At 68.9% G+C, this 24,660-nt stretch carries 21 protein-coding genes; 12 read left to right on the top strand and 9 right to left on the bottom strand.

Annotated elements, in window-relative coordinates; genetic code table 11:
- Window positions 1–321 precede the first annotated feature (321 nt).
- From IE267_RS10995 to IE267_RS10980, 4 genes are all read left to right on the top strand, one after another.
- A complete protein-coding gene (locus tag IE267_RS10995; protein WP_189763060.1) occupies window positions 322–1,377 on the top strand; it encodes a beta-ketoacyl-[acyl-carrier-protein] synthase family protein in 1,056 nt (351 codons plus the stop codon).
- A gap of 249 nt (window positions 1,378–1,626) precedes the next feature.
- Window positions 1,627–2,217 carry a hypothetical protein gene (locus tag IE267_RS10990; RefSeq protein ID WP_189763059.1) on the top strand — a complete coding sequence of 197 codons (591 nt, stop codon included), beginning with the start codon at window positions 1,627–1,629 and terminating at the stop codon, window positions 2,215–2,217.
- Between the two features lie 332 nt (window positions 2,218–2,549).
- A complete protein-coding gene (locus tag IE267_RS10985) occupies window positions 2,550–3,125 on the top strand; it encodes a dihydrofolate reductase family protein (RefSeq protein WP_189763058.1) in 576 nt (191 codons plus the stop codon).
- Between the two features lie 300 nt (window positions 3,126–3,425).
- Complete coding sequence (locus tag IE267_RS10980) at window positions 3,426–3,812, top strand: ATP-binding protein (RefSeq protein ID WP_189763057.1); 387 nt, start codon at window positions 3,426–3,428, stop codon at window positions 3,810–3,812.
- 124 nt (window positions 3,813–3,936) lie between these two features.
- Here the strand turns inward: IE267_RS10980 and IE267_RS10975 are convergent, their stop codons facing one another.
- Window positions 3,937–4,173: a DUF5133 domain-containing protein gene (locus IE267_RS10975; protein ID WP_189763056.1), complete on the bottom strand. Its 237-nt coding sequence runs from the start codon at window positions 4,171–4,173 to the stop codon at window positions 3,937–3,939.
- 366 nt (window positions 4,174–4,539) lie between these two features.
- On the opposite strand from IE267_RS10975, the gene glgX reads away from it, so the two are divergent.
- The 4 genes from glgX (at window position 4,540) to IE267_RS10955 (ending at window position 9,408) form a co-directional block, all read left to right on the top strand.
- Window positions 4,540–6,657: a glycogen debranching protein GlgX gene (glgX, locus tag IE267_RS10970; protein ID WP_189763055.1), complete on the top strand. Its 2,118-nt coding sequence runs from the start codon at window positions 4,540–4,542 to the stop codon at window positions 6,655–6,657.
- A gap of 456 nt (window positions 6,658–7,113) precedes the next feature.
- Window positions 7,114–7,920 (top strand): SDR family oxidoreductase, encoded by an 807-nt coding sequence (locus IE267_RS10965; RefSeq protein ID WP_189763054.1) that lies wholly within the window; start codon window positions 7,114–7,116, stop codon window positions 7,918–7,920.
- A gap of 72 nt (window positions 7,921–7,992) precedes the next feature.
- Window positions 7,993–8,886: a helix-turn-helix transcriptional regulator gene (locus IE267_RS10960; protein WP_189763053.1), complete on the top strand. Its 894-nt coding sequence runs from the start codon at window positions 7,993–7,995 to the stop codon at window positions 8,884–8,886.
- A 51-nt stretch (window positions 8,887–8,937) separates the two neighbouring features.
- Window positions 8,938–9,408, top strand: coding sequence for a zinc-binding dehydrogenase (locus IE267_RS10955; RefSeq protein WP_373304523.1), 471 nt, complete (start codon window positions 8,938–8,940; stop codon window positions 9,406–9,408).
- Between the two features lie 132 nt (window positions 9,409–9,540).
- Here the strand turns inward: IE267_RS10955 and IE267_RS10950 are convergent, their stop codons facing one another.
- Window positions 9,541–9,981 (bottom strand): hypothetical protein, encoded by a 441-nt coding sequence (locus tag IE267_RS10950; protein WP_189763052.1) that lies wholly within the window; start codon window positions 9,979–9,981, stop codon window positions 9,541–9,543.
- 171 nt (window positions 9,982–10,152) lie between these two features.
- Between IE267_RS10950 and IE267_RS10945 the strand changes: the two genes are divergently transcribed.
- On the top strand, window positions 10,153–10,812 hold the full coding sequence (locus tag IE267_RS10945) for an MSMEG_1061 family FMN-dependent PPOX-type flavoprotein (protein WP_167151457.1): 660 nt from the start codon (window positions 10,153–10,155) through the stop codon (window positions 10,810–10,812).
- Window positions 10,813–10,922: 110 nt separating this feature from the next.
- Here IE267_RS10945 and IE267_RS10940 read toward each other — a convergent pair whose 3' ends face one another.
- Window positions 10,923–11,237 carry a hypothetical protein gene (locus IE267_RS10940; protein WP_229861006.1) on the bottom strand — a complete coding sequence of 105 codons (315 nt, stop codon included), beginning with the start codon at window positions 11,235–11,237 and terminating at the stop codon, window positions 10,923–10,925.
- 712 nt (window positions 11,238–11,949) lie between these two features.
- Here IE267_RS10940 and IE267_RS10935 point away from each other — a divergent pair.
- Window positions 11,950–14,109, top strand: a complete 2,160-nt coding sequence (locus IE267_RS10935) for a GAF domain-containing SpoIIE family protein phosphatase (RefSeq protein WP_229861004.1) — start codon at window positions 11,950–11,952, stop codon at window positions 14,107–14,109.
- A gap of 199 nt (window positions 14,110–14,308) precedes the next feature.
- Entirely contained in the window at window positions 14,309–14,878 is a 570-nt protein-coding gene (locus tag IE267_RS10930; RefSeq protein ID WP_167151451.1) for a maltokinase N-terminal cap-like domain-containing protein, read from the top strand.
- 44 nt (window positions 14,879–14,922) lie between these two features.
- Here IE267_RS10930 and IE267_RS10925 read toward each other — a convergent pair whose 3' ends face one another.
- The 6 genes from IE267_RS10925 to IE267_RS10900 form a co-directional block, all read right to left on the bottom strand.
- On the bottom strand, window positions 14,923–15,630 hold the full coding sequence (locus tag IE267_RS10925; RefSeq protein ID WP_189763049.1) for a hypothetical protein: 708 nt from the start codon (window positions 15,628–15,630) through the stop codon (window positions 14,923–14,925).
- Window positions 15,631–15,767: 137 nt separating this feature from the next.
- Window positions 15,768–16,397: a DUF6875 domain-containing protein gene (locus IE267_RS10920; protein ID WP_167151446.1), complete on the bottom strand. Its 630-nt coding sequence runs from the start codon at window positions 16,395–16,397 to the stop codon at window positions 15,768–15,770.
- On the bottom strand, window positions 16,394–16,957 hold the full coding sequence (locus IE267_RS10915) for a hypothetical protein (protein ID WP_189763048.1): 564 nt from the start codon (window positions 16,955–16,957) through the stop codon (window positions 16,394–16,396). Before IE267_RS10915 ends, IE267_RS10920 begins: the two co-directional genes overlap by 4 nt.
- 9 nt (window positions 16,958–16,966) lie before the next feature.
- Entirely contained in the window at window positions 16,967–17,167 is a 201-nt protein-coding gene (locus IE267_RS10910; RefSeq protein WP_275901320.1) for an MbtH family protein, read from the bottom strand.
- A gap of 46 nt (window positions 17,168–17,213) precedes the next feature.
- On the bottom strand, window positions 17,214–17,450 hold the full coding sequence (locus tag IE267_RS10905) for a phosphopantetheine-binding protein (RefSeq protein WP_167151440.1): 237 nt from the start codon (window positions 17,448–17,450) through the stop codon (window positions 17,214–17,216).
- A gap of 37 nt (window positions 17,451–17,487) precedes the next feature.
- A complete protein-coding gene (locus IE267_RS10900) occupies window positions 17,488–18,885 on the bottom strand; it encodes a class I adenylate-forming enzyme family protein (protein WP_189763047.1) in 1,398 nt (465 codons plus the stop codon).
- 556 nt (window positions 18,886–19,441) lie between these two features.
- Here IE267_RS10900 and IE267_RS10895 point away from each other — a divergent pair.
- The coding region (locus tag IE267_RS10895; protein WP_189763046.1) for a non-ribosomal peptide synthetase at window positions 19,442–24,660 on the top strand (5,219 nt) is incomplete at its 3' end.

Below are 24,660 nucleotides of genomic sequence, written 5' to 3'. Positions count from 1 at the left end.
CGCCACCGCTCAGTCCGGCGCCGAGGAGATCCCCAAGCGCGGGCCTGAGACTGCCGTCGGGGGAGCAGGTCCGGGGCCGACCCCTGGGGGGCAGCGCAGGGAGGGGGCTTGCGCGCGTGCGGAAGATGGGCTGGTCGAATTCCGGACACCGGCGCGGCGAACGCCTGCGCCTCGTAGCGGTCTGGCCAGGGAACGAGAACCAGGCCTCCATGAAGTTCCGGGGACGAGATCAGGCCGGTACGGTTCGAGCCAGATGGTGATCTGTATCATCGACGGAACGTCCTATTCAGCCCTTTTCGCCTTCGCCGAGGGAGAGCATCCGTGCCTGCTCACATAGCACCTCCCTTTGTCGTCCTGCCCGGGAACGTGGTGACGACCGACGAGATCTGTGCGGACATCCGCCGGGCTCACACCGATCTTCCGCGCCTGGAGGCCATGCTGCGGGTCGCTCGGGCGACGACCGTGCGCACCCGGCGCTTCACCCGGCCGCTGGACGCGCCGACCGTGGCCGGAAACGCGCCGGTCGAGGAGCGCAACAAGGCGGCCTATGAAGACTCGTTGAAGCTCGCGACCGAGGCGGGGCAGCGAGCACTGGCCGCGTCAGGACTGCGGTCCGAGGACATCGACGCGATCGTCACCAGCCACACCACTTCGTGGACCGTGCCCTCCCTGGACGTCCATCTGGTGGGCTCGCTCGGGCTGCGGCCCGACGTCCGGCGTTACCCGATGGGAACGGTCGGCTGTGCGGGCGGAGCTCAGGGGCTGGTCCGCGCCCACCAGGACATCGCCGCGCATCCCGGCGCGAACGTCCTGGTCGTCACCTCGGAGTGCCTGTCGACGGCGACGTACAACCACGAGGACACGAGTCTCGATTCGTTCGTCTACAAGGTCCTGTTCGGAGACGGCGCCGCCGCCACGGTCGTCTCGGCGCGCCCCGCCTGGGACGGGCCGAGCTTCGTCATCACGGACGCCTTCGAGTACGTACTGCCCGACAGCGCCGACCTCTACCGCGGCCGACTGAGCGGCGCCGGGCTCCACTTCGACTCCACGCGAGCGGCGACCGCGGGTGTCAACAACTCCATGCCTGCCCTGCGGAAATGGCTCGGAACCGATGCCCGCCCGCTCGACTTCGCGGTGGTGCATCCCGGCGGCCCCCGCATCCTCGACGACGTGGCCGCAGGCCTCGAACTGGACGACGGGGCTCTGCGGCACGCCTGGGAAAGCCTCGCCGCCAACGGCAACCTGGGCGGCTCGGCGGTCCTGGACGTCCTGTCCCGTACGTTCACCACACCGCCGCCCGCCGACTCCGCAGGCCTGCTCATCGGCTTCGGCCCGAGCTTCGTCCTGGCGGCGGTGCGCGGCCACTGGTCCGACTGACGGCCATCGGCGGGTGGCTGCCATCAGCAGGCGCCCCTGGAGCACGAAGTCATGGGCCGGCTCCGCCCAGCGAATGCCGCGTCTAGGGTTGACCGCAGAATGATCTACCAGGTGCGACATGGGGGCCACGACGTGCGAGCAGGCGGGAAAACCAGGACAGACGGGACCGTTCCGGGGCCACTCGTTCCCACGCTCGTGCCCACGCCACCGTCCTCGCGCACCCGGACACCGAGTTCGCTGCGCTGGGCTGTGCTGATTCCACTGGCCACCCTGGTGGGCGCGGTCCTGGGCCTGTACCTCTCGACTTGGGTCGCCGTCGTTTTCGCCATGTGTGCCGCAGCCATGGCGGCCATCGTGGCCGGGGGTCTCTGGCACCGTGCGGGAGCCGCGGTCGTCGCGACCGCCGCCACCATGGCACTCGGACTCTTCGTAGGGCCGACCGTGCAGCAGACGTACCTCAAGCAGTTCGGACAGCGGGCCGACGCGTTGGTGGTCGACACGGCACAGCACGTCAATTCCAAGGGCACCGAACTCGATGTCTGTCGCGTGGTCGACACCTCGGGCGCGGTGCGGGATCTGGGCAATACGGAGAACTGCTACGGCCAGTTCAAGCCCAAGCAGCACGTCTTCCTGTTCAAGGACCCGCTCGGTGGCCTCAAGCCGTGGATCGAAGCCACGGACGACCGCGGCCTCGATGCCCTCGACCTCTCCGCAACCGGCGGCTTGTTCACCCTCACCGCCGGTGCGCTGTTCTACGCGGGGATGCGTCGGCGTTCGGACCGGGAAATGGACGCGAAGAAGCTCCGCAGGCGCGGCTCGCCTCGACGACAGGCGGCCTAGGGAGCTGCGGGCTGAGGAAAGACGGCGCGCGTAACGCCGCGCTGCCCACCCCCGGACATCGCCGTCGTGCCGACTCGGTGTTCACGGGGCGGTCCCCACGCCATGGAAGTGGTGAGCGCGCGGGATGGTGTTCCCCTGGCCGGGGGCGATACGGGTAGTCCGTTCCCCGGCTGGCGTGGCGATGACTTTCGGCCGCGTTCGGGGTCTATGTGTAGGACGGCCGACGAATCGCGCCGCGCCGCGACAGGGACGTCCGCCCGTGTAGCGCCGCGCCGCGAGACGGACGTCCGCCCGCAGACATGCTGCCGACCAACGCATCCGAGGAGCACGCCATGACCGCTACCTACACCTTCGACGTCTTTTCCAGTCTGGACGGCTTCGGCGGGGCCAGTGCCAACTGGGGCGGCTACTGGGGCAAGCAGGGCCCTGAGCTGCTTGAACGCCGTGCCGACCTGTACGGAACGGAGCAGCGGATGGTCTTCGGCGCCAACACCTATCGGGCGTTCGCGGAGATGCTGGCCGCGAGCGACGAACAGGCCGACGTGCGTGATGAATGGGTCACCAGGATGCGGCACATGCCGACCACCGTGGTGTCGAAGACGCTGCGGGCCCCGCTCGACTGGCCGGACGCGACCGTCGTGAGCGGTGACGCCGTGGATGTCGTGGCCCGGCTCAAGGAGGAGTCCGACGTGCCGTTGCGTTCGCACGGCAGCCTGTCCATGAACCGGGCGCTGATGGCCGCCGGCCTGGTCGATTTCGTTCAGGTGACGCTCTTCCCCGTCATCACCGGACAGACCGGTCTGGACGCGATCTTCCAAGGCGCGGCGGACTTCGACCTGGAGCTGGTGGAGAGCCGAACGCTCGACGGTCACATCCAGGAGCTCATCTACCGGCCCACGCTCCACTGACCCGCCCCATCAGCCCTTCACACCGTGGCTGGCCTACAGCCCTCGCCTGCCACAGCCGCGGCCCCTGGTGTCACGCGGGCTCGGGAAACCCTGGTCCCTACGGGCAGGCAGCCGGTCTGCCGCATCGGCCGAAAGGCGGAGACGCGATGCGGTTTCCGGTGGTCCATGGACCCGGGGAATGGGGACCTCCGCTCCGCCTGCGGGGGAGATGCAACGGGGACGCTGATATGTGACGGCAGAACTGTGCCGCTCGCATTCCGTCGCCCCTGGCAGGGGGCCCGCGTTCCGAGGGAGAGCATCATGCATCAGAGCGCCTGCACCACGGCCGAGGCGCCGGAGACTGCTCGGGCCCGCGCACAGGTTGTCGACGCCATCCGGGAAACGGCCCCCGGAACCTCCGAGGAGCGTGTCGCCGACGCACTCCTCGTCGTGACCGAGCTGATCACGAACGCGCTGCGGCACGGCGAAGGGCTGTCGGCCTGCACCCAGAAGGTCCAGGACGGACGGCTCGTTCTCCACGTCGCCGACCACAGCGACCGGCTGCCCGTGATCCCCCTGCGGTCCGACTGCCAGCCCTTCGAGGGCGGCTACGGCTGGTCCATCGTGCAGACCATCGCCGAGCGGGTCTCGCTCAGGGCTCTTCCCGCCGGGGGCAAGGAGATCTGTGCCGTCCTCAGCCTCGCCTGAAGGACGCTGCCGGTCCGGGCGCCACCTCGGCGGACGCCGCACCGGCCGGGCGCACCCGTACGGCGTCCCGGGTGTCGCACCGACGGGACGCCGCGCCGGCCGAGCAGTGGTCCGTCGCGCCCGTTCAGGCTGCCTGGAGGGCTTCCTCGCGGGAGTGGCGGGCGGCACCGGTGAGATGGTGGTGGGCCGCGGCGAGGGCGGAGCCGATGTCGCGCGTCCCGGTGGACACACACAGGGTGTAGGCGAGGTCGTCCAGGCGCCCGTGCACCTCGGAGGTGCCCCCGTTCTCGGCCTGTAGAGCGCACAAGGTCTCGTACTGGTCCAGCAGATTCCGCAGGACTGCGGGGTGGGCCATCAACATCGGCGTCGTCCTTCTTTGTCATGTCCTATGGGCTCGCGTCCCGTCCGCCCCGGTCCTCGGCCACCACGCCTGCTCTCGTGTGGCACCCGCCGGGACCGATCGGGCGGCGGACGGCCAATATCGGCTCCCCCGGTGGAGAAGACCTGCTCCGCCGGTGGAGAGGACCTGGAGTGGACCGAGAGCGCACCTCGCTCCCTGCTCCCCGCACTCCCCGCTCCCTGCCCCCCCAGGCACTCCCTACGGTCCCCACGCCCCGCGCTTCCCCGAGACCGTCGCCGTGCCCTGCGGGCGGCCGAGGGGAAGTAACCGGCCCACGTGCGGTCGCGTCGGAATCCTCGGCCGGGGCCGGCGTGCTTTGATGCGCGGATGGAGACGTGGCCTGGTCGTCCTTATCCGCTCGGTGCCGTCCACGACGGCGCCGGAACCAATTTCGCTCTCTTCTCCGAGGTCGCCGAACGGGTGGAACTCTGCCTGTTCGACGAGGCGGGCGAGGAGCGGCGCGTACCCCTCGCCGACGTGGACGGCGCTGTGTGGCATGCCTATCTGCCGGGGGTGGGTCCCGGGCAGCGGTACGGCTACCGGGTGCACGGCCCGTTCCGGCCCGACGAGGGGATGCGCTGCGACCCCACGAAGCTGCTGCTCGACCCGTACGCCACCGCCGTGGACGGTCAACTCGACGGTGACCCATCGCTGCTCAGCACCGACCCGGACGACCCCGGGACGCCCAACGGTCTGGACAGTGCCGGACACGGCATGTTCGGTGTGGTCACGGACCGGGACTTCGACTGGGAGGGGGACCGGCGCCCTGATCATCCGTACCACCAGTCGGTGATCTACGAGGCCCACGTCCGCGGTCTGACGATGCGTCACCCCGGTGTGCCGGAGGAGCTGCGCGGCACGTACGCCGGTCTGGGGCACCCCGAGGTGATCGGTCACCTCAAGGAACTGGGCGTCACAGCAGTCGAGTTGATGCCGGTGCACCAATTCACGCAGGACGGGTTCCTCGTCGACCGGGGGCTGTCCAACTACTGGGGCTACAACACCATCGGCTTCTTCGCGCCGCACAACGCCTACGCGGCCGGCGGCACGCGAGGGCAGCAGGTCGACGAGTTCAAGGGGATGGTGAAGGCGCTGCACACCGCCGGGATCGAGGTGATCCTGGACGTGGTGTTCAACCACACGGCGGAGGGCAACGAGCAAGGGCCGACCCTGTCGTTCCGCGGCATCGACAACGCCGCGTACTACCGTCTCGTCGACGACGACCCGGCGCACTACTTCGACACGACCGGCACCGGCAACTCCCTTCTGATGCGGCATCCGAACGTCCTGCAGCTCATCATGGACTCATTGCGGTACTGGGTGACCGAGATGCGCGTCGACGGCTTCCGCTTCGACTTGGCGGCCACCCTGGCGCGGCAGTTCCACGAGGTGGACCGCCTCTCCGCGTTCTTCGACCTGGTCCAGCAGGACCCCGTGATCAGCCGGGTCAAGCTGATCGCCGAACCGTGGGACGTCGGAGACGGCGGCTACCAGGTGGGCAACTTCCCAGCGCTGTGGTCGGAGTGGAACGGCCACTACCGGGACACCGTGCGCGGCTTCTGGCGGGGTGAGGACCACACCCTGGCCGACTTCGCGTCCCGCCTCACCGGTTCCTCCGACCTCTACCAGCACGATCGGCGACGGCCCCGCGCAAGCGTCAACTTCGTTGTGGCGCACGACGGTTTCACCCTGCGCGACCTCGTCAGTTACGACGGCAAGCACAACGAGGCCAACGGCGAGGACAACCGGGACGGCGCCGACGACAACCGGTCGTGGAACTGTGGCGCCGAAGGCGAAAGCGACGACCCGGGTGTCCGGGCGCTGAGGCTGCGCCAGCAGCGCAACCTGCTCGCGACCCTCCTCCTCTCGCAGGGCGTGCCTATGCTCGCGCACGGCGACGAGATGGGCCGCACCCAGGGCGGCAACAACAACGCCTACTGCCAGGACAGCGAGATCTCCTGGGTGGACTGGGAGCTCGACGACGAGCGGCGCGGCCTGCTCGACTTCGTGAGGCGCGCGGTCGCACTGCGCCACGCCCACCCGGGGCTGCGCCGTCGGCACTTCCCCGTCGGGTCCACCCCAGGCACTCCTCCCGAGCAGGCCGAAGTGGTGTGGCTGCGACCCGACGCGTGCGAGATGGGTGACACGGACTGGGAGCGCGGCGATGCGCATGCCATCGCGGTGTACCTGTGCGCCGACCGGCCGATGGAACGTGACGCGCAGGGTCGGCCGCTTCCCGACGACACGTTCCTGCTGCTGTTCAACAGCAGTGGGGACCCGGTCGACTTCCGCCTGCCGCCCGCCGCGTACGGCGAGAAGTGGCACGTCGCCCTGGACACCGCCGACCTGTCGGTGGACGAGGAGGAGATGGTCTTCGGGCCGGACGCCGAATTCCCGTTGGAGGCGCACAGTTTGCGGGTACTGCGCCGCGACCGCAAGCAGTGACGTGCGGCGCGCCCCCAGCGCACGGGCCGGGGGCGTTGCCGGTTCTTCACCATGCGGGCGGGGTCCCGACCTCACGGGGTCGAGAGGCGCGGACAGCTGGGAACCGTCCGCAGCCCGTCCCATCGGAGCATAGCCGCGCCCGGCCGGCCGGCGCGGCGAGCTTGCCGGTGCTGAGCCTTGCCGGCCCCGGGTCCTGCTGTTGCTCAGGAACACTCCGAGCTCGACCTCGCTGCCGTCGTACGTCCGCTGGACGTGCCCCCGGGGACCGTCAAAGGGGGGTTCTCGCAGTACCTGTATCGCCAGGATCTCCCAGCCGTCCCCAACGCCTGTCAATCTGATCGAGTCGAAAGCGCCGACAACACTCCACGGAAACGCGCCGCAGCGTCAACCACAGCAGATCAAATCCGGCTGCGTGACCGTATCGGTGTCTTCTCCACGACAGAAAGACGGAGACCAATGGCGGACAGTCAATTCACCACTCACACAGAGCTTTTCGATCTGCGGGGGAAGCGCGCCCTTGTCACTGGCGGCACCAGGGGAATTGGGATGATGATAGCGCGCGGCCTTCTCCAGGCGGGTGCTCGCGTGGTCATCAGCTCACGCAAGGCGGACGCGTGCGCGGAGGCACAGCGTCTGCTGTCCGAATTCGGCGACGTTCGAGCGATCCCCGCCGACCTGTCCAGACACGACGAGTGCCGACGCCTCGCTGACCTTGTCAAGGCTGACTCGGAACGCCTCGACATTCTCGTCAACAACGCGGGAGCCATGTGGCGCGAGCCGCTGGAGACGTTCCCGGACGAGGCCTGGGACGCGGTGCTCGACCTCAACCTCAAGTCGCCGTTCTGGCTGGTGCAGGCGCTGCTCCCCGCCCTGCGCAAGGCGGGCACCGCCGATGATCCCGCGCGGATCATCAACATCGGCAGTATCGCCGCCATCCACGTCGCCCAGGCGCCCAACTACTCGTACGCCAGCAGCAAAGCGGCACTCCACCAACTCACCAGAGTGCTTGCCAGGGAGCTGGGCCCACAGCACGTCACGGTGAACGCGGTAGCACCCGGAGTGTTCCCGTCACAGATGATGGCGTCCACGCTCGATGCCATCGGCGACACGATCGCTGCGGCGACCCCTCTGCGCCGGCTCGGCCGCGACGACGACATGGCGGGTATCGCCGTGTTCCTCGCCAGCCAGGCTGGGGCCTATCTCACGGGCACCGTCATCCCGGTGGACGGCGGCACGGCGACTACCGCATCGGGTACCCCTTAGATTGCGGGCACGGGCTTAAGTTGCGGGGACGGGCTTGCGGTGAATCGCGGGGGACGGGCTTACGGTGAGGGGATGGCCACGATGGATCTACGCACCGAGGTACGGGAATTCCTGAGCTCGCGTCGCGCCCGCATCACACCCGAGCAGGCAGGCCTCCCCGCTTACGGCGGCAACCGTCGGGTCAAAGGTCTGCGCCGCGAGGAGGTAGCGGTACTGGCGGGCGTATCGGTCGACTACTACGTGCGCATGGAGCGCGGCAGCCTCGCCGGTGCCTCCGACGGCGTGCTTGAGGCGTTGGCCTCTGCCTTGCAGCTCGACGAGGCCGAGCGTGACCACCTGTTCCACCTCGCGCGTCCGTCCGGGGCGCCCAGCGGCCCACGCCGACGCAGGCCGGCCGTGACGGTGCGCTCGACGCTGCAGCAGGTGCTCGACGCGATCTCCGATGCGCCGGCCTGGATCGGTAACGGACGCTATGACGTGCTCGCCATGAATCAACTCGGTCGCGCACTGTATTCACCGGTACTGGCCGACCCGCGACAGCCCGCGAACACAGCCCGGTTCGTCTATCTGAACCCCGAGGCGGCCAGGGATTTCTTTGTCGACTACGACCGAATCGCCGGTGACGTGGCCGCGAAACTACGCATGGAAGCGGGCCGCAATCCGCACGACGATGAGCTGATCGCTCTGGTCGGCGAACTGTCAACGCGCAGTGAGCTATTTCGGCGGCGGTGGGCATCTCAGGACGTGCGGCTGCGCCGGTCCGGCCGCAAGCGTCTGCACCATCCGATCGTGGGCCGGCTCGACTTGGACGTCGAGTCCCTGGAACTGCCCGCCGAACCGGGCCTGCACCTCATCGTCTACACCGCGCCCGCGGGCACCCAGACCGCCGACAACCTGGCGCTCCTGGCGTCGTGGGCGGCCACCCGACAGACGCCGGCCACCGAACTCGAAGAACACAGCGGATAGTCCGGCACCTTGAGCCGCACCAGTTCAGGCCGTCGTCGGAACTTGTCGCCCGTGCCTGTCGCGCCGGACGAGGCCGCATTCGTGCGTGGCATGGGCGCGGACGAGGTGATCCGGTACCAGGACACGGAGTGGGGCGGTCCGTACGACGTGATCCTCGACGGAGTCGGTGGCGACCTGCTCGGCCCGGCCGTGCGAGCCGTGGCGACGGGCGGTCGGCTGGTCGCCTTCGGCTCCGGCGGCGGCACGGTGGAGGCGTACGAACTCCTGGTTCGCGGTGCCTCGATGATCGGCTTCCAGATGCGGGCCATCGCCGTCGGCGATCCGGAACTGTACGCCCGCTGGCTGTGCGAGCTCTGGCGGATGCGTGACGCCGGCGCCCTGCGGACCGCCGTGCACGAGGAGATTCCGCTCGCTGAGGCTGCCCGGGCCCACGCTCTCATCGAGCAGCGCGGAAACCTCGGGAAGGTCGTCCTGGTTCCCTGGCGCTGTGCCCCCTGGACATCGCACGAGCGAGCGCTGTGACCGCCTGGACATCTCATGCCCGTTGGTTCCGGCCTCGCCGGTTCGAGATGTGAGCAGACGATGAACGGGCTTGTCAGGAACGGGCGTTGACACTTGTCGGCGAGGGCGAAGTGGCTTTCGCGCGCAGTGCGGTCACGACTTGCCCGGCCGGTCGATTCCGGTCGGCGGCGCCCACTGCTTCGGGAGGGGCTGCGGGCCGTCCAGCGCGCTGCGCAGCTTGTCCTTCAGGCTCCTCGGGGGAGCCTCCTTCTCTTCCGTCGTGTGGGCGAGCCGGGCGGCGGTCACTCGCATGTGGCACTGCCGGTGCCGCTGCTTGAGGAGGACGAACCAGGCACCGTCCTGGGCCCGGAAGGCCTGCCGCGCCGGTTCGTCTCCAGGCCTGGCGTGGCGGGCGAGTCGTTCCGGCAGATGGTTCAGGGCCGCGTCCTCCGCCGCCGCGAGCGCCTGGGCCTCGTTGCCGTCGATGGGATGGGCGGCCGTCAGCTTCCACCGATACAGGTCCAGTGACTTCCCGTCGGCGCGTTCCGCCCGTTTCGTGTCCTCTTCGATGAGGACGTACCACTCAGCAGCCATGTCGCACACCCACTCGTCGTCACCTTCGGCCCAGGGCATCCTGCCACGCGGCTCACGTACTGCGGGTGGCAGTGTCGCTGACGCATGCAGGACAAGGAAGTTCCCCCGCGCTGCCCGTGGCATCCACCGGCCAAGATTCATCGCGGATCGGTGCCGGTTAGGGTCACATGCATGACGACATCCCTTGCAGGCAGTGCCTTCGACTCGCTCCTCCTCGACTCCGTGCCCGACCAGGAGACGCTGCGTCGGGTCTACGAGGGCCCAAGCGGCGCGGCCGTACGGAAGCAGATGACCGAACTCACGGAGCAGACACGACAGTTGATCGGCTGCTCATCGCTGGTTCTGGTTGCCAGCGCGGACGCCGAGGGCAACTGTGACGTCTCGCCGCGCGGCGGCCCCGCAGGGTTCGTAGCAGTCCTGGACGCACGGACGGTGGCGATACCGGATGCGACCGGCAACAAGCGTCTGGACACCCTGCAGAACGTCATCGCCACCGGGCGGGCCGGGCTTCTGTTCATCATCCCCGGGCGCACCACCACGCTCAGGGTGAATGGCCGGGCCTGCGTCTCCACCCGCCCCGAGCTGCTGTCGCAGTTGACCGCCGTCGGCAAGCCGCCGGCCAGCGCGCTGGTGGTGGGGATCGAGGAGGTCTACCCGCACTGCCCCAAGTCGCTGCTGCGCAGCGGCGCCTGGAAGCCCGGCGAGTGGCTGCCGGCGGATGCCCAGCCCGCATCGGCCGAGGTGACACTGGCCCAACTTCGCATGCCGGAGCTGACGATCGCCGACATCGAGCAGGCCGAGGCAGACTCGCTGAAGTACCGGTACGAGTAGGGAAGCTGGCGGGCAGGCGAGCGTGCGGCCTCAACCTCGCCCCCTCGCCCGTGGTGGTGGCCGTCAGCCATGGGGGAGTAGGTCGTAGGGCCTTGGGACCTGAGAGGTGATCAGCAGCCCGAGTGCAGCGGCGTGAAGGTGATCTTCGAACCCACCTTGGTTTCGGCGGCCTGTTGGTACACATTGGGGTTGACTTCGTACCAGATGCGATCCTGGTCCGTGTTCCCGCCCGAGACGGATTCACCGTCACCGTTCTCCCCAAAGGCTGATACGGCGGCGACGGTCAGCGTCAACATCACGGCGACGACGGGTGTTCGTGCGCCAAGGCGTACCGGGCGGCGGGGAGCAGCTGGCAGGGCAGGCCGGTATCGGTCGTGATGGTCTTCGGGCCGACCGGGTATGAACATGAACATGAATATGGGCATGGGCATGGGCATGGGCATGGGCATGGGCATGGGCATGGGCATGGGCATGGGCCGCAAATCCTGTCTGCCGACGCGGGTTGGCCCGAGGTCGGGTGTCGTTCGGGTGCTTGCACGGGATGCAGCAATCTGGCCGAGGCGTTCGATCGCCCGTCTCGCGGCACCGGCCGGACAGACGGCCCGGCAGTCACTTGAGGGCGCAGCCGGACGAGGCTGGGGACGGGAGTCCGTCGGGGGTGGGGTGCGGGCCGTTGGTGGCCGGCCATGCGGCTCTGGTCGTTCGCCACTCGCCCCGCATCTGCGCTCTGCTGCCGCGCCTCTTCCAGTGGCCGGTCGCGCAGGGCCGGGTACGGATCGGGTGCTGCGGCCGGCGGCTGTGTCGGATGCGGTGGCTCGGGTGTCCTCGGGGACCCGGCTTGACCGGGTGTCCACGCCGACCCGGCTTGACCGGGTGTCCACGCGGACCGGGCTTGACCGGTTTCGTCGCCGACCAGTCTGACCGGGTGTTCTCGGCGACCGGGCTTGAACCGGGCATACGCCGTGTACCCCGATGCGGGGACAGGCCCTGGCCCGCGGGTAGGAGCAGGCGTGACATCGTGGCTGCCGACACTGACGGTCCGGAACAGTCGATGGAGAGGCAGATGGCATGACGCGCGTACCGGGGCATCCTGGCCCCCAGCATGCCGGGACGGCAGGTACTCGCATCGCCGGGGCCATGGACGCGGACCAGGATCTCAGGGCGCTGTTCGGAGAGTCCTCTGCCGTGTTCGCCTCCCTCGCCGGACCCGCGCACATGCTGGAGGCGGCGAACGCGGCCTTCTTCACGACGATCGGCGGACCCGAGCGCACCCGCACCGGTATCCCGCTTGGACAGCTCGTGCCCGAGCTCGTCGACCAGGGATTCATCGCTCTCCTGGACCGGGTCTACCGCACCGGCAAGCCCCACACCGTCCGTGCGGCCCGGGTGCTGCTGGGCGCGGGAGCGGCTGCGCGAGAGGCGTTCTTCGACTTCACCTACGAGCCTCGCCTGGACGCGGGCGGCAACGCCGTGGGGGTGCGGCTGATCGGGGTGGAGACCACCCAGGTCAAGCACGCCCAGCGGCTGACGGCCGAGCACCGGGTGCTGCTGGAGCAGATCGCCCGCCAGGCGCCGCTGCCCGACGTCCTCGACGGCATGGCCCGCGCCATCGAGGAGCTCGCCCCCGAAGAGGTACTGGTCTCCGTCCTGCTGGCCGATGCCGACGGACGCCATCTGCGCCACGGTGCGGCCCCCAGCCTGCCCGACTTCTACAACCAGGCCATCGACGGCATCGCCACCGGTGAAGGCGTCGGCTCGTGCGGCACGGCAGCGCACCGCCGCCAGCCCGTGATCGTCACCGACATCACCGCCGACCCGTTCTGGGACGACTTCCGCGATCTTGCCGAGAAGGCCGGGGTGGCCGCCTGCTGGTCCACCCCGATCCTGGCCCGCGACGGATCGCTCCTCGGCACGTTCGCGATGTACCACCGCACCCCGCGTGCCCCGCAGGAAGCCGACCTCGCGCTTGCCCGCGTCTTCGCGGACACAGCGGCACTGGGTATCGAACGCCACCAGGCCGAACAAGCACGTACGGCGGCCGAAGCCCGCGAGAAGGCCGCGCGCGACGACCTCGCCTTCCTCCTGAACGCCAGCACCGCCCTGAGCACCTGCCTGGACGCGGCCGAGGCACTGAAGCGGTTGGCCGAGGCCTGCGCCCCCACGCTCGCCCCCCTGTGCGCCGTCGACATCGTCGAGGGCGGGCGCGTGCACCGCGTCGCCGCTGCCGCTCCCACCCCGGCCCAGCGGGACCTGCTGGCTGCACACATCCCGGTCTACGACGCTGCTGACGACGCCGTCGCCCGCGTCCTGGCCTCCGGCACGAGCGAGGTCGCCCGCCGCACGCCCACCGGCCCCGGGCCCTGGCACGACCTCGACGTCACCGGCTATCTGTGCGTCCCGCTCGTCGACCGAGGCGCCGCGTTCGCGACCCTCACGCTGCTGTCCACGGGCCGGCACACCTTCGACGGCCACACCGTGGCCCTGGCCGAGGAACTCGCGCGCCGCGCCGCAGCGGCGGCCCACAACGCCCGCCAGTACACCCACCGGGCCGTCCTCGCCCGCGACCTCCAGGCCGGCCTGCTCCTTCCGGGTCTGCCCGACGTGCCCGGCGCCGACGTCGCGACCTACTACCACCCCGCCGGCGAGGGGCTCGAAGTCGGCGGTGACTTCTACGACGTCTTCCCCCTCGACGACGGGCGCTGGGCCTTCCTGCTCGGCGATGTGTGCGGCCGGGGCGCCATGGCCGCGACCACCACCGCCCTGGTCCGCCACACCGCGCGCGCCGTCGCGCCTCTCCTCCCCGGTCCCGTGGACGTGGTCCAAGCCATCAACCGGGCGCTGATCAACCGGCCCGGAAGCCACGGCACCGGATTCGTCACCCTCGTCCACGGTCAGCTCACGCCCACCTCCACCGGCCTGGACATCGAGTTGGTGCGAGCCGGGCACACCCTGCCCCTGCACCTGGACGTCCACCACACCGTCCGTTCCGTCGATGTGCCCGGGCTGCTGCTCGGCGTCGCTCCCGACCCCCACCTCACCCCGCACCACCTGCATCTACACCCCGACGAGAGCCTGGTGCTCTACACCGACGGCATCACCGAGGCCCGCCGTGACGACGAACTGTTCGGCGACCAACGTCTCACCGACGCCGTGGCCGGGGCCCCAGTCCGCCCTGCCGCGCAGCGCGTCATCGACACGGTCACCCAAGCCGTACACGCCTTCACCGGCGGCCACGACATCGACGACGACCAAGCCATCCTCGTCCTGACCGCCACCGACCCGGAGCCCGAGGCCTGACCCGACCCGGACCCCGGGCAGACCCCAGCACCGCCACGAAACCGGCGGATGGCGACGACAGCCGCGGCCGGGTGCCTGTCCCAGGCATCCTGGGCAATGAGGGCATCGATGTTCCGGCCCCCAGCAGTACGGCCGTGTCCCATGGGTACGATCGCATCCCGTTCAAGGGCGGGACGACATCCACGCACGGGGAGTTCGCATGGCCACCATCCATCGCACCACCATGACGCCGACGAAGCTGGAACTGCTCGCCGGCTGGCTGCCGAAGCAGAGCTGGTACGTCGGCGATGCGGCAACGCCGGAACTGGTCAAGGCAGGTGGGTTCCGGTTGGACGATCCGAAGGGTGCGGTCGGGATCGAATTCATGGTCGTGGTGGACACCACCGCGCAGGAGCCGGTGGCCTACTTGGTGCCGATGGCCTACCGGGATGCTGCACTGGAGGGCGTCCCCGACGAGGCGCTGATCGGCACGTCCGAGCACGGCGTGCTCGGCACTCGCTGGATCTACGACGGCGTCCACGACCCGGTGGTGGTGGCGCAGTTGAACGCGCTGCTGCGCGGCGAGGCGACCCCGCAGCGCCAGAACGAGAGCGACACCCCCGACCCGACCGTCACCGTGCACGGAACGGGTACCGCCGACGGCCGCGACGTTCGGCTCCACCGCGTCCTGCGGTCGGGGGACACAGCTCGCCCGTCGTCCGTACACCTTGTCGCCGGGTGGACCTGGCCGGACGGAACGGCTGCGCGGGGCGTAATCGCGGGGAGTTGAGACCGCAGGCCGGACTTGGAGGGTGGGGTAAGCCGGAGAGCTCGTCACCTCTCCGGCGGGCGGCCGAGCCGCGAGCGGCGATGGTCGGGGAAGCGTTCCGCGCGCGGATCGAGGAGATCGATCAGGTCCATGAGGGCGTGCTGCAACGCGATCAGCCGGTACGGCACTTCCGCCGCCCGCGCCACCGCCTCGACACTGTCACTCAGCGGGCCGAACCACTCGGCGAACTCCGCGTCCTCGTCGAGTCGGCGGCAGAACTCCACGTACCCAAGACAGGAGTTGCCGTCCGCGGCCGGCATGAGCTCGCCGATCGCCCGCTGATCGCTGCGGAAGACGATGAAGTGCCCATCGAGGAAGCGTGTGTTGCCGCCACCATCGTTGTTCAGCACGTTGCTGATCGCCGTGAAGTGACCCAAGATCCGCCGGTTGAGCGTGCTGTCCCCGAGATCGAGGAACTGGACACCGCGGCGCAGGATTTCCACCCGGCCCAGGTACTCGCCCAGTACATAGAGCGTGCTGCGACGGGCGTACGCGCGTTCCCGGTCGGAGCCGTCGCGGAAATACACCCGCAGGAATCCACGGTCCACGATGTTGTAGAGGCGGGACTGCAGATCGAAGGCGGCCCACAAGAGCGGATCACGGTGGCGGCCCATCAGGTCCTGCTGCGTGGTCCGGCTCTCCAACTCGTGTGCGAGCAGCGCTTGTCGGCGGCTGGAGCGGGCCGAGAACCAGGCGCCGCCGAGCGCCACCACACCTGACAGGGACGCGACGACTAATTCGGTATTCACAGGCCCGGGAGCGTAGCGGGCACGACAGCCACCTGCACTGGTTTCGCCGCCTCCGGATGCGCTGGGAGGCCTGCGGTGACACACACCCGCCGAGACCTTCCTCACCCTGCCGCGTACGCCTGCTCGCTCTCCCGGAAACGCTCGATCAGGAGCGGATCCATCAGGGTGGAATCCGGCCCGTAGAACTTGCCGAACTTCGCCTTGTATTGCTGGAACCAGTGCGGACGTTCGGACAGGAAGAAGATGTCATGGAGGGCGATGGAGCGGATCGCGAGCAAGGGTACGGGTGCCCGGCTCACCGCGAAGCGGGAGTTGCGTGCCGCTGTTACCCGGCAGTTCTCGTGGAACTGGCCGATCATGAGGCCGTGCGCCACGAAGTCGTCCTTCACACGGGCTTGGGCCTGGTCGAGCAGTCCCGTGTCCTCGCTGCGCAGATCGGGCAGGACGATCACCATGGCCTGCAGCATGGGGTTCCGGCCCTGCCAGGTCGTCAGCTCGTACTCCCGCAGGCCGCTGCGTGCGATCTCCTCGACCAGTTCGAGGCTCGGGGCATGCCCGACAAGGCGTATGCGGACCTCCATGGTCCGGTTTTTGCGGGAGGGTGACACGAACGGGCAGATCGGCCCGGTGCGGCCGATCTCCGGATGGCTCGCCGATATGTACTCGCTCAGCCACGAGTCGACCGACTCCAGCGCGGACTCGAAGTCGACGTCGGATGTCTTGGGCGTCATGGCGTACCCGTCAGGCCGGCGACGCGATCGACGGCGATGCGGGCGAGCCGATGGATCTCGGACCCGTCCGGAATACGGGTGTTGATGAAGTTGAGGATGCCGTCCTTCGGCACGATCACCCATGCGGTCTCGATGCGGAAGTGGTCGACGGCGGACAGCCAGCGCACGACGAAGCCGCCGTCCCCCAACTCCACCGGCCCCAGGTCCACTTTCGTGATGTCGAGTTCGACGCCGTCGTTCAGCCCCATCCGGTAGTGCTCGCAGTCGCGCACCGCTTCGAAGAGCTCCTGGTACACCTGCCGGCAAGCCCCGTTGCCGAACTGTGCGACGTGGTGGAACACCACGGAACCCACGATGTTCGTGAACAGGGCGGAGGCGTGATGCGTCGTCTCCGGGTGCGTGCCGTGCGTGAGCATGTTAGTCAGGTCGACGATGGCCCGCCCCGACTCGTCGCCGGAGACGAACACCGGATCGTAGGCGGCGCTCGGCTCCTCCCCGTAGAACGACTCCTCCAAGTCCTTTTCGTTCAGCAGTAGTTGTGCGAAAGCGGCGTCGTCCATCGCGTTCTCCTATCGGCGCACGAGGCTCAGCGGTCGCATGTCGGTCCAGTGCTCCTCGACGTAGGTGAGGCAGCTCTGGCGGTCGGTCTCGGCGAGCGCGACGGCCCAGCCCGCGGGCACCTCGGCGAACGCGGGCCACAGCGAATGCTGGCCTTCCTCGTTGACGAGCACGAGGAAGGTGCCGTCGGAATTCTCGAAGGGGTTGCTCATCATTGCTCCCTGCGTAGACAGTTGCGGTGGGGGAGGGCGGGGCCCGTCACTCCTCGTGCAGTACCGCCGTCACGTACTTGTGGATGCCGTTGATCGAGGTGAACAGCGTCATGTCCTCGAACTGCGGGTCGATGACGATGCCGTGCCGCTCCTCCAGCTCGTGCTGGAGAAGGACCAGGGTGAACGAGTCGATCACCAGCTCGGCATCGTCCGGCAGCTCCTCGGGCGGACCGAGACCCGCGTTCTCGGCCAGGATCGCTCTGATGTCGTCTTTCGAGATCACCGGTTCCCCTGTCTGCGCCATGTGGTCTGCCCTGTCGTCATGCCTGGGGCGATGCTTCCGCGGTGATGCGTCCGTGCATCAGTGCACGGTCGCGTACGAGTTTGCCCATCGAGTTCCGCGGCAGCTGCCGCGTGACGAAGTACCGCTTGGGATTCTTGACCGGGCTCAGCCGCTCGCGGCACCAGTCGGTGAGCTCGTCCGAGGTGGGCGCCCGGTCGGTTCCGGTGCCCACGAACGCCTCGATGAACTGCTCATGGGTCACCACCGCCTCGGTCACCCCCGGATGGGAGAGGAGGACGGTCTCCACTTCCGTGAGGTCGACCTTCAGCCCGCCCACCACGGCCAGTGAATCGGCCCTGCCGAGCATGCTGAGGACTCCGGTCGCCGGATCCTGGTGGACGCGGTCGTAGGTCCGCAGCCAACCGTCCGAGAAGCGATCGGCATGCTCGCTGAACAGGTACGGCGAACGTTCCATCCGGACGAAGAGCTCCTCGTCGAGCACCTTCACCTCGACCCCCCGCACCGGAGGCCCCAATTGGGGCGGTGGGGAGCCGCCGGACAGGTCGCCCGCGATCAACCCGATCTCGGTCACGCCGTAGACCGGACTGATCGGCAGGCCGAACCGGGCGTGGAAACGTTCATAGGTCTCCTGCGGCACGCGTTCCCCGCCGGACACCGCGAGCCGAAGGGCGGGCAGTTCGGGCCGCCCTCCGGTCCGGGAAAGGAGATCGTAGTGAACGGGCGTTCCGTACACGGCAGTTGCCTCGGCCCGCGCCATCAGGCGCACCACTTCGGCCGGGCGGAGACTGGGCGGGACGATCAGGGTCGCCCCGACCGCGAGGGCGTGCAGGACGCCGCTGACCAGGCCCATGTTGTGCATGACGGAGTTCAGCAGCATCACCCGCTCACCCCTGCCGGGGATTCCGGGCAACGCGCTGTGCCGGTCGAGTTCGGCCAGGACGGAGTCGGCCGGGCGGCCGATCACCTTGGGTCGGCCCGTCGAGCCCGAGCTGAACTGCACCAGGCGGATGCCGTCGACGGCCGGTAGGCCGTCGGGAAGCCGCTGCACCGAGAACCCGGACTCCTGGCGGAATCCGGCGACCGGCCCGTCCGCCCCGGTCGCCACGACGAGGTACTGCGGTCGCACCAGGTCGGCCAGCGGTTCGTATTCGGTGGGCGTCAGCCGGAAGTCGACCAGAACCACCTGTGCGCCGCGGCTCCACAAGGCGAGCAGTACTTGGAGATAGGTGAAGCTCGGCTTCATTCGCAGAAGAACCGAGCTGCCGTCTGTAATGCCTTGTTTCCGAAAACGCTCACCGAAATCATTGACTGCTGCACGTAACTGCCCGCGCGTAACTGGCGCACTGGAAATTGCCCACAGTTCGTCGTCCGCGCCCCGGCTCAGCAGATGGCTACCCCACCATGTATTTGCCATACACGCTTCCTTTTGCGAAAACAGGTCCGCGAAACGTTCGATCAGGCATTTAGTGAAGGTAAAGCTAGCACCGCCGAGAAACCTCGGGCAAGCACTCGGACGTCAATCCGTTCCAGCCCCGGCAAAGACGTGCAGCCCCAGTCGGATGCCCTGACGGTTGGTGCGGACCAAGCCTCGCCGTGGGCCTCCACGCTTGCACGTGAAGAACTTGGCGGGTCCCCTGCCTGCTTCGATCGCTGTGCCGGTGTGCTCCTTCGGTCCCCGCCGACCGATTTCTTGTCCCGCCGGCGGTACAACCGGCGGCACATGCGCATGGCGTAGGCCTTTGATCTCCTTGACCCCCTGGGGCTCCCGAGTTAGGTTGCCCTTGATTGCGTTTCCGAGGCGTTGCGCTCGATTCCGGTGCGTACTGCGAGATTTCTCGCCCAGTTGGCCCGACGATCGCCTTACATCCATTACCCGGTCGCATTTCCGACGTGTCTTCATCGGGCCGTCGTGAGCTTTTCACTCGTGTCTCTCCGGCCGTCCGTGCGGGGGAAACTTCGGAGGTGGAGACTTGTTCGCCAGTCCTGGCACCACGCTGCCGCTCACGGCCGCGCAGCGCGAGATATGGATCGCCGAGCAGCGTCTTGGGGAGGGGAATCGGGTTTTCCGGGTGGGTGAATACCTGGAGATCCACGGTCAGGTGGACCCGGCGCTGTTCGAACGGGCGCTGGTGCGCGTCGTCGGTGAAGCGGACGCCTTGCACGTCAGGTTCGTCGAGGAACGCGGCGAGGTCCGGCAGGTCGTCCACGAGCTCGGCGACTGGTCCCCTTCCGTGGTCGATCTCAGCGCGGAGCCGGACCCCGAACGGGCCGCCCGCGACTGGCTGGACGAAGCGGTCGCCCGGCCGATGGACCTGGCCGGTGACCGGCTGTTCGAGCACGCACTCCTGCGGCTGGGCGGCGACCGCTGCTACTGGTACCAGGGCTACCACCACGCCGTGATGGACGCCTTCGGGTCGCTGCTGATCACCCGCCGGGTCGCGGACGTCTACACCTCGCTCGCCCAGGGCAGGCCGGTGTCACCGAGCCCGTTCGGCTCCCTGTCCGACCTGCTGGCCGCCGAAGGGGAGTACCGCGATTCGAGACGATTCACCGAAGACCGCGAGTACTGGACGGAGCTCTTCGCCGACCGCCCAGCGCCGGCCGGGATCGTCGGTCGACCCTCCACCACCCCCGACCGCTACCTTCGGCACACCGCAGGCCTTGACCATGCCGGGCTGAGCGAGCTGCGCGAAGCGGCCCGCCGCGCACGCGTCCCCTGGTCGTACCTGGTCATCGCCGCCACAGCCGTCCATCTGCACCGGATGACCGGCGCGTCGACCGTGGTGCTCGGTCTGCCAGTGACGGCCCGCCTGAACCAGGTCCAGCGCCGAACGCCCGGCACGGCGGCCAACGTCCTGCCGCTCAGGCTCGCGCTCCGATCGGAGATGACGCATCGTCAACTCCTCGATCAGATCGGGGAACGGATACGCGAACTCGGCACCCACCAGCGCTATCGCGCCGAGGACCTCCAGCGCGACCTCGAACTGCCGGGCCACGCGGGGACCTGGTACGCACCGGTCGTCAACATCATGTCCTTCGACTACGCGGTGACCTTCGCCGGCCTGTCGACCACGGCCCACAACCTCTCCTCGGGACTGGTGGGCGACCTCACGTTCGCCGTGTGGGATCGACGCGACGGCACCGGACTGACGCTCGACCTCAACGCCCACCCCGAGATCTGCGCGGACCATGAATTGGCCGCACACCAGCGCCGTTTGATCGCCGCGCTGCGCGCCGTCACGGCGGCGGACCCCTCCTTGCCGATTGGCCGGATCGACCTGCTCACCCCGGAGGAGCGGGCCGCCTTCCTGGCCGTCCCCGACGACGTTCCGCCGCTGACGGAAGCCACACTGACGACGCGGTTCGAGGCGCAGGCCGACAAGACACCCGACGCGGCGGCCGTCACCTGCGGCGAGGCGTCCCTGACATACCGGGACCTGAATGAGCGGGCCAATCGGCTGGCCCATCGACTGGTGGCCCGGGGCATGGGTCCGGAACACGTCGTCGCGCTGGCCCTGCCCCGCTCCGCCGACCTCGTCGTGGCCATCCTGGCGACCCTCAAGGCGGGCGCCGCCTACCTGCCCCTCGACCCCGAATACCCGTCGGCCCGTCTCGCCCACATGGTCACCGACGCCTGCCCCGGCCTCCTCCTCACGACAACGGCGGCCCGGTCCAACCTCCCTGCCACACACGGCACTCCGGTCCTCGTTCTGGATGCCCCGGACAGCTTCACCGACCTCGCGCACAACCCCGCTCCGGACCTGGTACCCGACCACCCCGCCTACGTCATCTACACCTCCGGCTCGACCGGACGGCCCAAAGGCGTCGTCAACACCCACCGGAACGTTGTCCGGCTGTTCGACGCCTCCCGCAAGTGGTTCGGCTTCGGGCCGCAGGACGTCTGGACGCTGTTCCACTCGTATGCCTTCGACTTCTCCGTCTGGGAGCTGTGGGGTGCTCTGCTGCACGGCGGCCGTCTTGTCGTGGTGCCCTACGAGGTGAGTCGGGCGCCGGGCGCCTTCCTCGACCTGCTGGCGGACGAGGGTGTCACCGTCCTCAACCAAACCCCCTCAGCCTTCTACCAGTTGGCGCAGGCCGAAGCCGAAGGCGAATCCGGAGCCGAGGCAGTAGGAGGACCGGAGGCCGGAACGAACGAGGGTGCCGAGGCGGTGGATGCCTCCAGGCCGACTCGCCGACTCGCGCTGCGGACCGTGGTCTTCGGCGGTGAGGCGCTGCAGCCGTCCCGCCTCGCCGACTGGTACGAGCGGCATCCCGACGACGCGCCGACGCTGGTCAACATGTACGGCATCACCGAGACCACGGTGCATGTGACGTACCAGCCGCTGAACCGCCGGCGGGCCACGCCCACGGCGGCCAGTGCGATCGGCACCGGCCTCCCGGATCTGCGGACCCATGTGCTCGACGGCGGGATGCAGTTGGTGCCCCCCGGGGTGGTGGGCGAGCTGTATGTCGCGGGAGGCGGCGTCGCTCGCGGCTACCTGGGCCGACCGGGCCTCACGGCCGAACGCTTCGTCGCCGACCCGTACGCGTCCGAACCCGGTGCCCGCATGTACCGCACCGGAGACCTGGTGCGCTGGAATCCGGATGGCGAGCTGGAGTTCATGGGCCGCGCCGACCATCAGGTCAAGATCCGCGGCTTCCGCATCGAACCGGGCGAGATCGAGGCGGTGGTGAGCAGCCATCCGAGCATTGCCGAGGCGGCTGTGGTGGTCCGCCAGGAGCAGTCCGGTGACGGGCGCCTGGTGGCCTATGCGGTCGCGCGCGATGCACTCCGGGCCGAAGACGTGCGGGAGTTCGCGCGGGAGCGGCTGCCGGAGTACATGGTTCCGGCCGTCTTCCTGCTGGACCGCATGCCGCTGACGGCCAACGGCAAGCTGGACAAGGCGGCGCTCCCGGAGCCGGACTACTCGGTGTCGGCTGCGGGGCGGGAGGCGCGTACGCCGCAGGAGCAGATCGTGTGCGATCTGTTCGCGCAGGTCCTCGGGCTGCCACGGGTCGGGGGCGACGACCATTTCTTCGAGCTCGGTGGGCACTCGCTCCTCGCCACCCGCCTGATCGCCCAGGTCCGGGCCGTCTTCGGCGTCGAGCTGGAACTGCGCCTGCTGTTCGAGGGGCCGACCCCGGCCGCGGTGGCCGCCCGCCTCGACACCGCCGGGCCCGGGCGCCTAGCGCTCGCGCCGCGGGAGCGGCCGACGGCCGTTCCGCTCTCCTCGGCCCAGCGGCGGCTCTGGTTCCTGGCCCGGATGGAGGGGCCGAGCGCCACGTACAACATCCCGCTCGTCGTGCGACTGTCCGGCGAGTTGGACCACGACGCGCTGCGCTCTGCACTCGGAGACGTGGTGGCCCGGCACGAAAGTCTACGGACGGTGTTTCCGGAGACCGAGGACGTGCCGTGCCAGCGGGTGCTGGCCCCCGAGGCGGCCGTGCCGAGTCTGACCGTCGTGCCGACCTCCGAGACCGAACTGCCGGCAGCCTTGGAAGCGGGCGCACGGTACACCTTCGACCTGGCGGCCGAACCTCCGCTGCGGGCCGGGCTGTTCACGCTGTCACCGCGAGAGCACGTGCTTCTCGTCGTGGTGCACCACATCGCCGGTGACGGCTGGTCGATGGGCCCGCTGTCGCGGGAGCTGACGGAGGCGTACACGGCACGTGCGCGGGGCCAGGCCCCCGAATGGCCGGCGCTGGCGGTCCAGTACGCCGACTACACGCTGTGGCAGAACGAACTCCTGGGCGACCAGGACGACCCCGGCAGCCTCCTCGCCACCCAACTCGACTACTGGACCCGCGCTCTCGCCGACCTTCCGGACCAACTCACCCTGCCCACGACCCGCCCTCGCCCGGCCGTCATGACCTACCGCGGCGACTACCTCACCGTCGAGATCGACGCCGCACTGCACCAACGCCTCGCCGACCTCGCACGGTCGACCGGCGCCAGCCTGTTCATGGTCCTCCAAGCGGGACTCGCGGCCCTCCTCACCCGCCTCGGTGCGGGGGAGGACATTCCACTCGGCAGCCCCATCGCGGGACGCACCGACCAAAATCTGGACCACCTCATCGGCTTCTTCGTCAACACCCTCGTCCTGCGCACCGACACCGCAGGCAATCCCACGTTCACCCAGCTCGTCGCCCGCGTCCGCGAGACCTGCCTCGCCGCGTACACCCACCAGGACGTGCCCTTCGAGTACCTCGTCGAACATCTCAGTCCCACGCGCACCCTCGCCCACCACCCTCTCTTCCAGATCATGCTCGCCCTCCAGAACGCCCCCGAGGGCGAGTTCGAGCTCCCTGGTCTGCAAGCGGCTGTCGAGCTGGGCAGGACGGGCACGGCGAAGTTCGACCTGTTCTTCAGCCTCACCGAGCAGCGCGGCGAAAGCGGCACCCCCCAGGGCATCACCGGTGCCGTCGAGTACTCCAGCGACCTGTACGACGCCGACGACGTCCGGGTCCTCTTCGAGCGCTGGATCCGCCTGCTGGAGGCGGCCACGGCCAACCCGAACCGCCCGCTCAGCCACCTTGCCATCCTCTCGGACGAGGAACACCACGACGCCGTGGTCGAGTTCAACGACACGGCCGTGCCTTTGCCCGAGTTGTCTCTTGCGGAGCTCTTCGTGCGGCAGGTGGCCAGGACTCCGGATGCTCCTGCTGTGATGGATGGGGAGAGCTCTCTCACGTATGCGGAGCTTGATGTCCGTGCGGACCGGTTCGCGGGTGAGTTGGTCGCGCGTGGTGTCCGGCCGGGTGATGCTGTGGGTGTGCTTCTCCGGCGTTCGGTGGAGATGGTCACGACGGTGCTGGGGCTGATGAAGGCCGGTGCTGTCTATGTGCCGCTCGATGTGCGTTACCCGGCAGAGCGCATCCGGCACGTCCTCACCGACGCCGGGGTCTCACTCGTCGTGACCGACGAAGTCTCGCGGGGTGAACTCGGGTCTGTGGCAACAGAGTTGTTGGTCATCGGCCGCGAGTTTCGGGAAGGCGAGCACTCGCCGCCGGACGTGGCTGTTGCCCCTGATGCCGCGGCGTATGTGATGTATACGTCTGGTTCGTCGGGTGTGCCGAAGGGGGTTGTGGTCAGTCATCGGAATGTGGCTGGTCTGGCGTTGGATGCTCGTTTCGGTGGGTGGGCTCATGAGCGTGTGTTGTTGCATTCGCCGGCGGCGTTCGATGCGTC

The organism is Streptomyces xanthochromogenes (genome assembly GCF_014650455.1).
GTDB classification, from domain to species: Bacteria; Actinomycetota; Actinomycetes; order Streptomycetales; family Streptomycetaceae; genus Streptomyces; species Streptomyces xanthochromogenes.
Note: the sequence above shows the minus strand (reverse complement) of the source record. Positions and strands in the feature narration are given on the sequence as shown.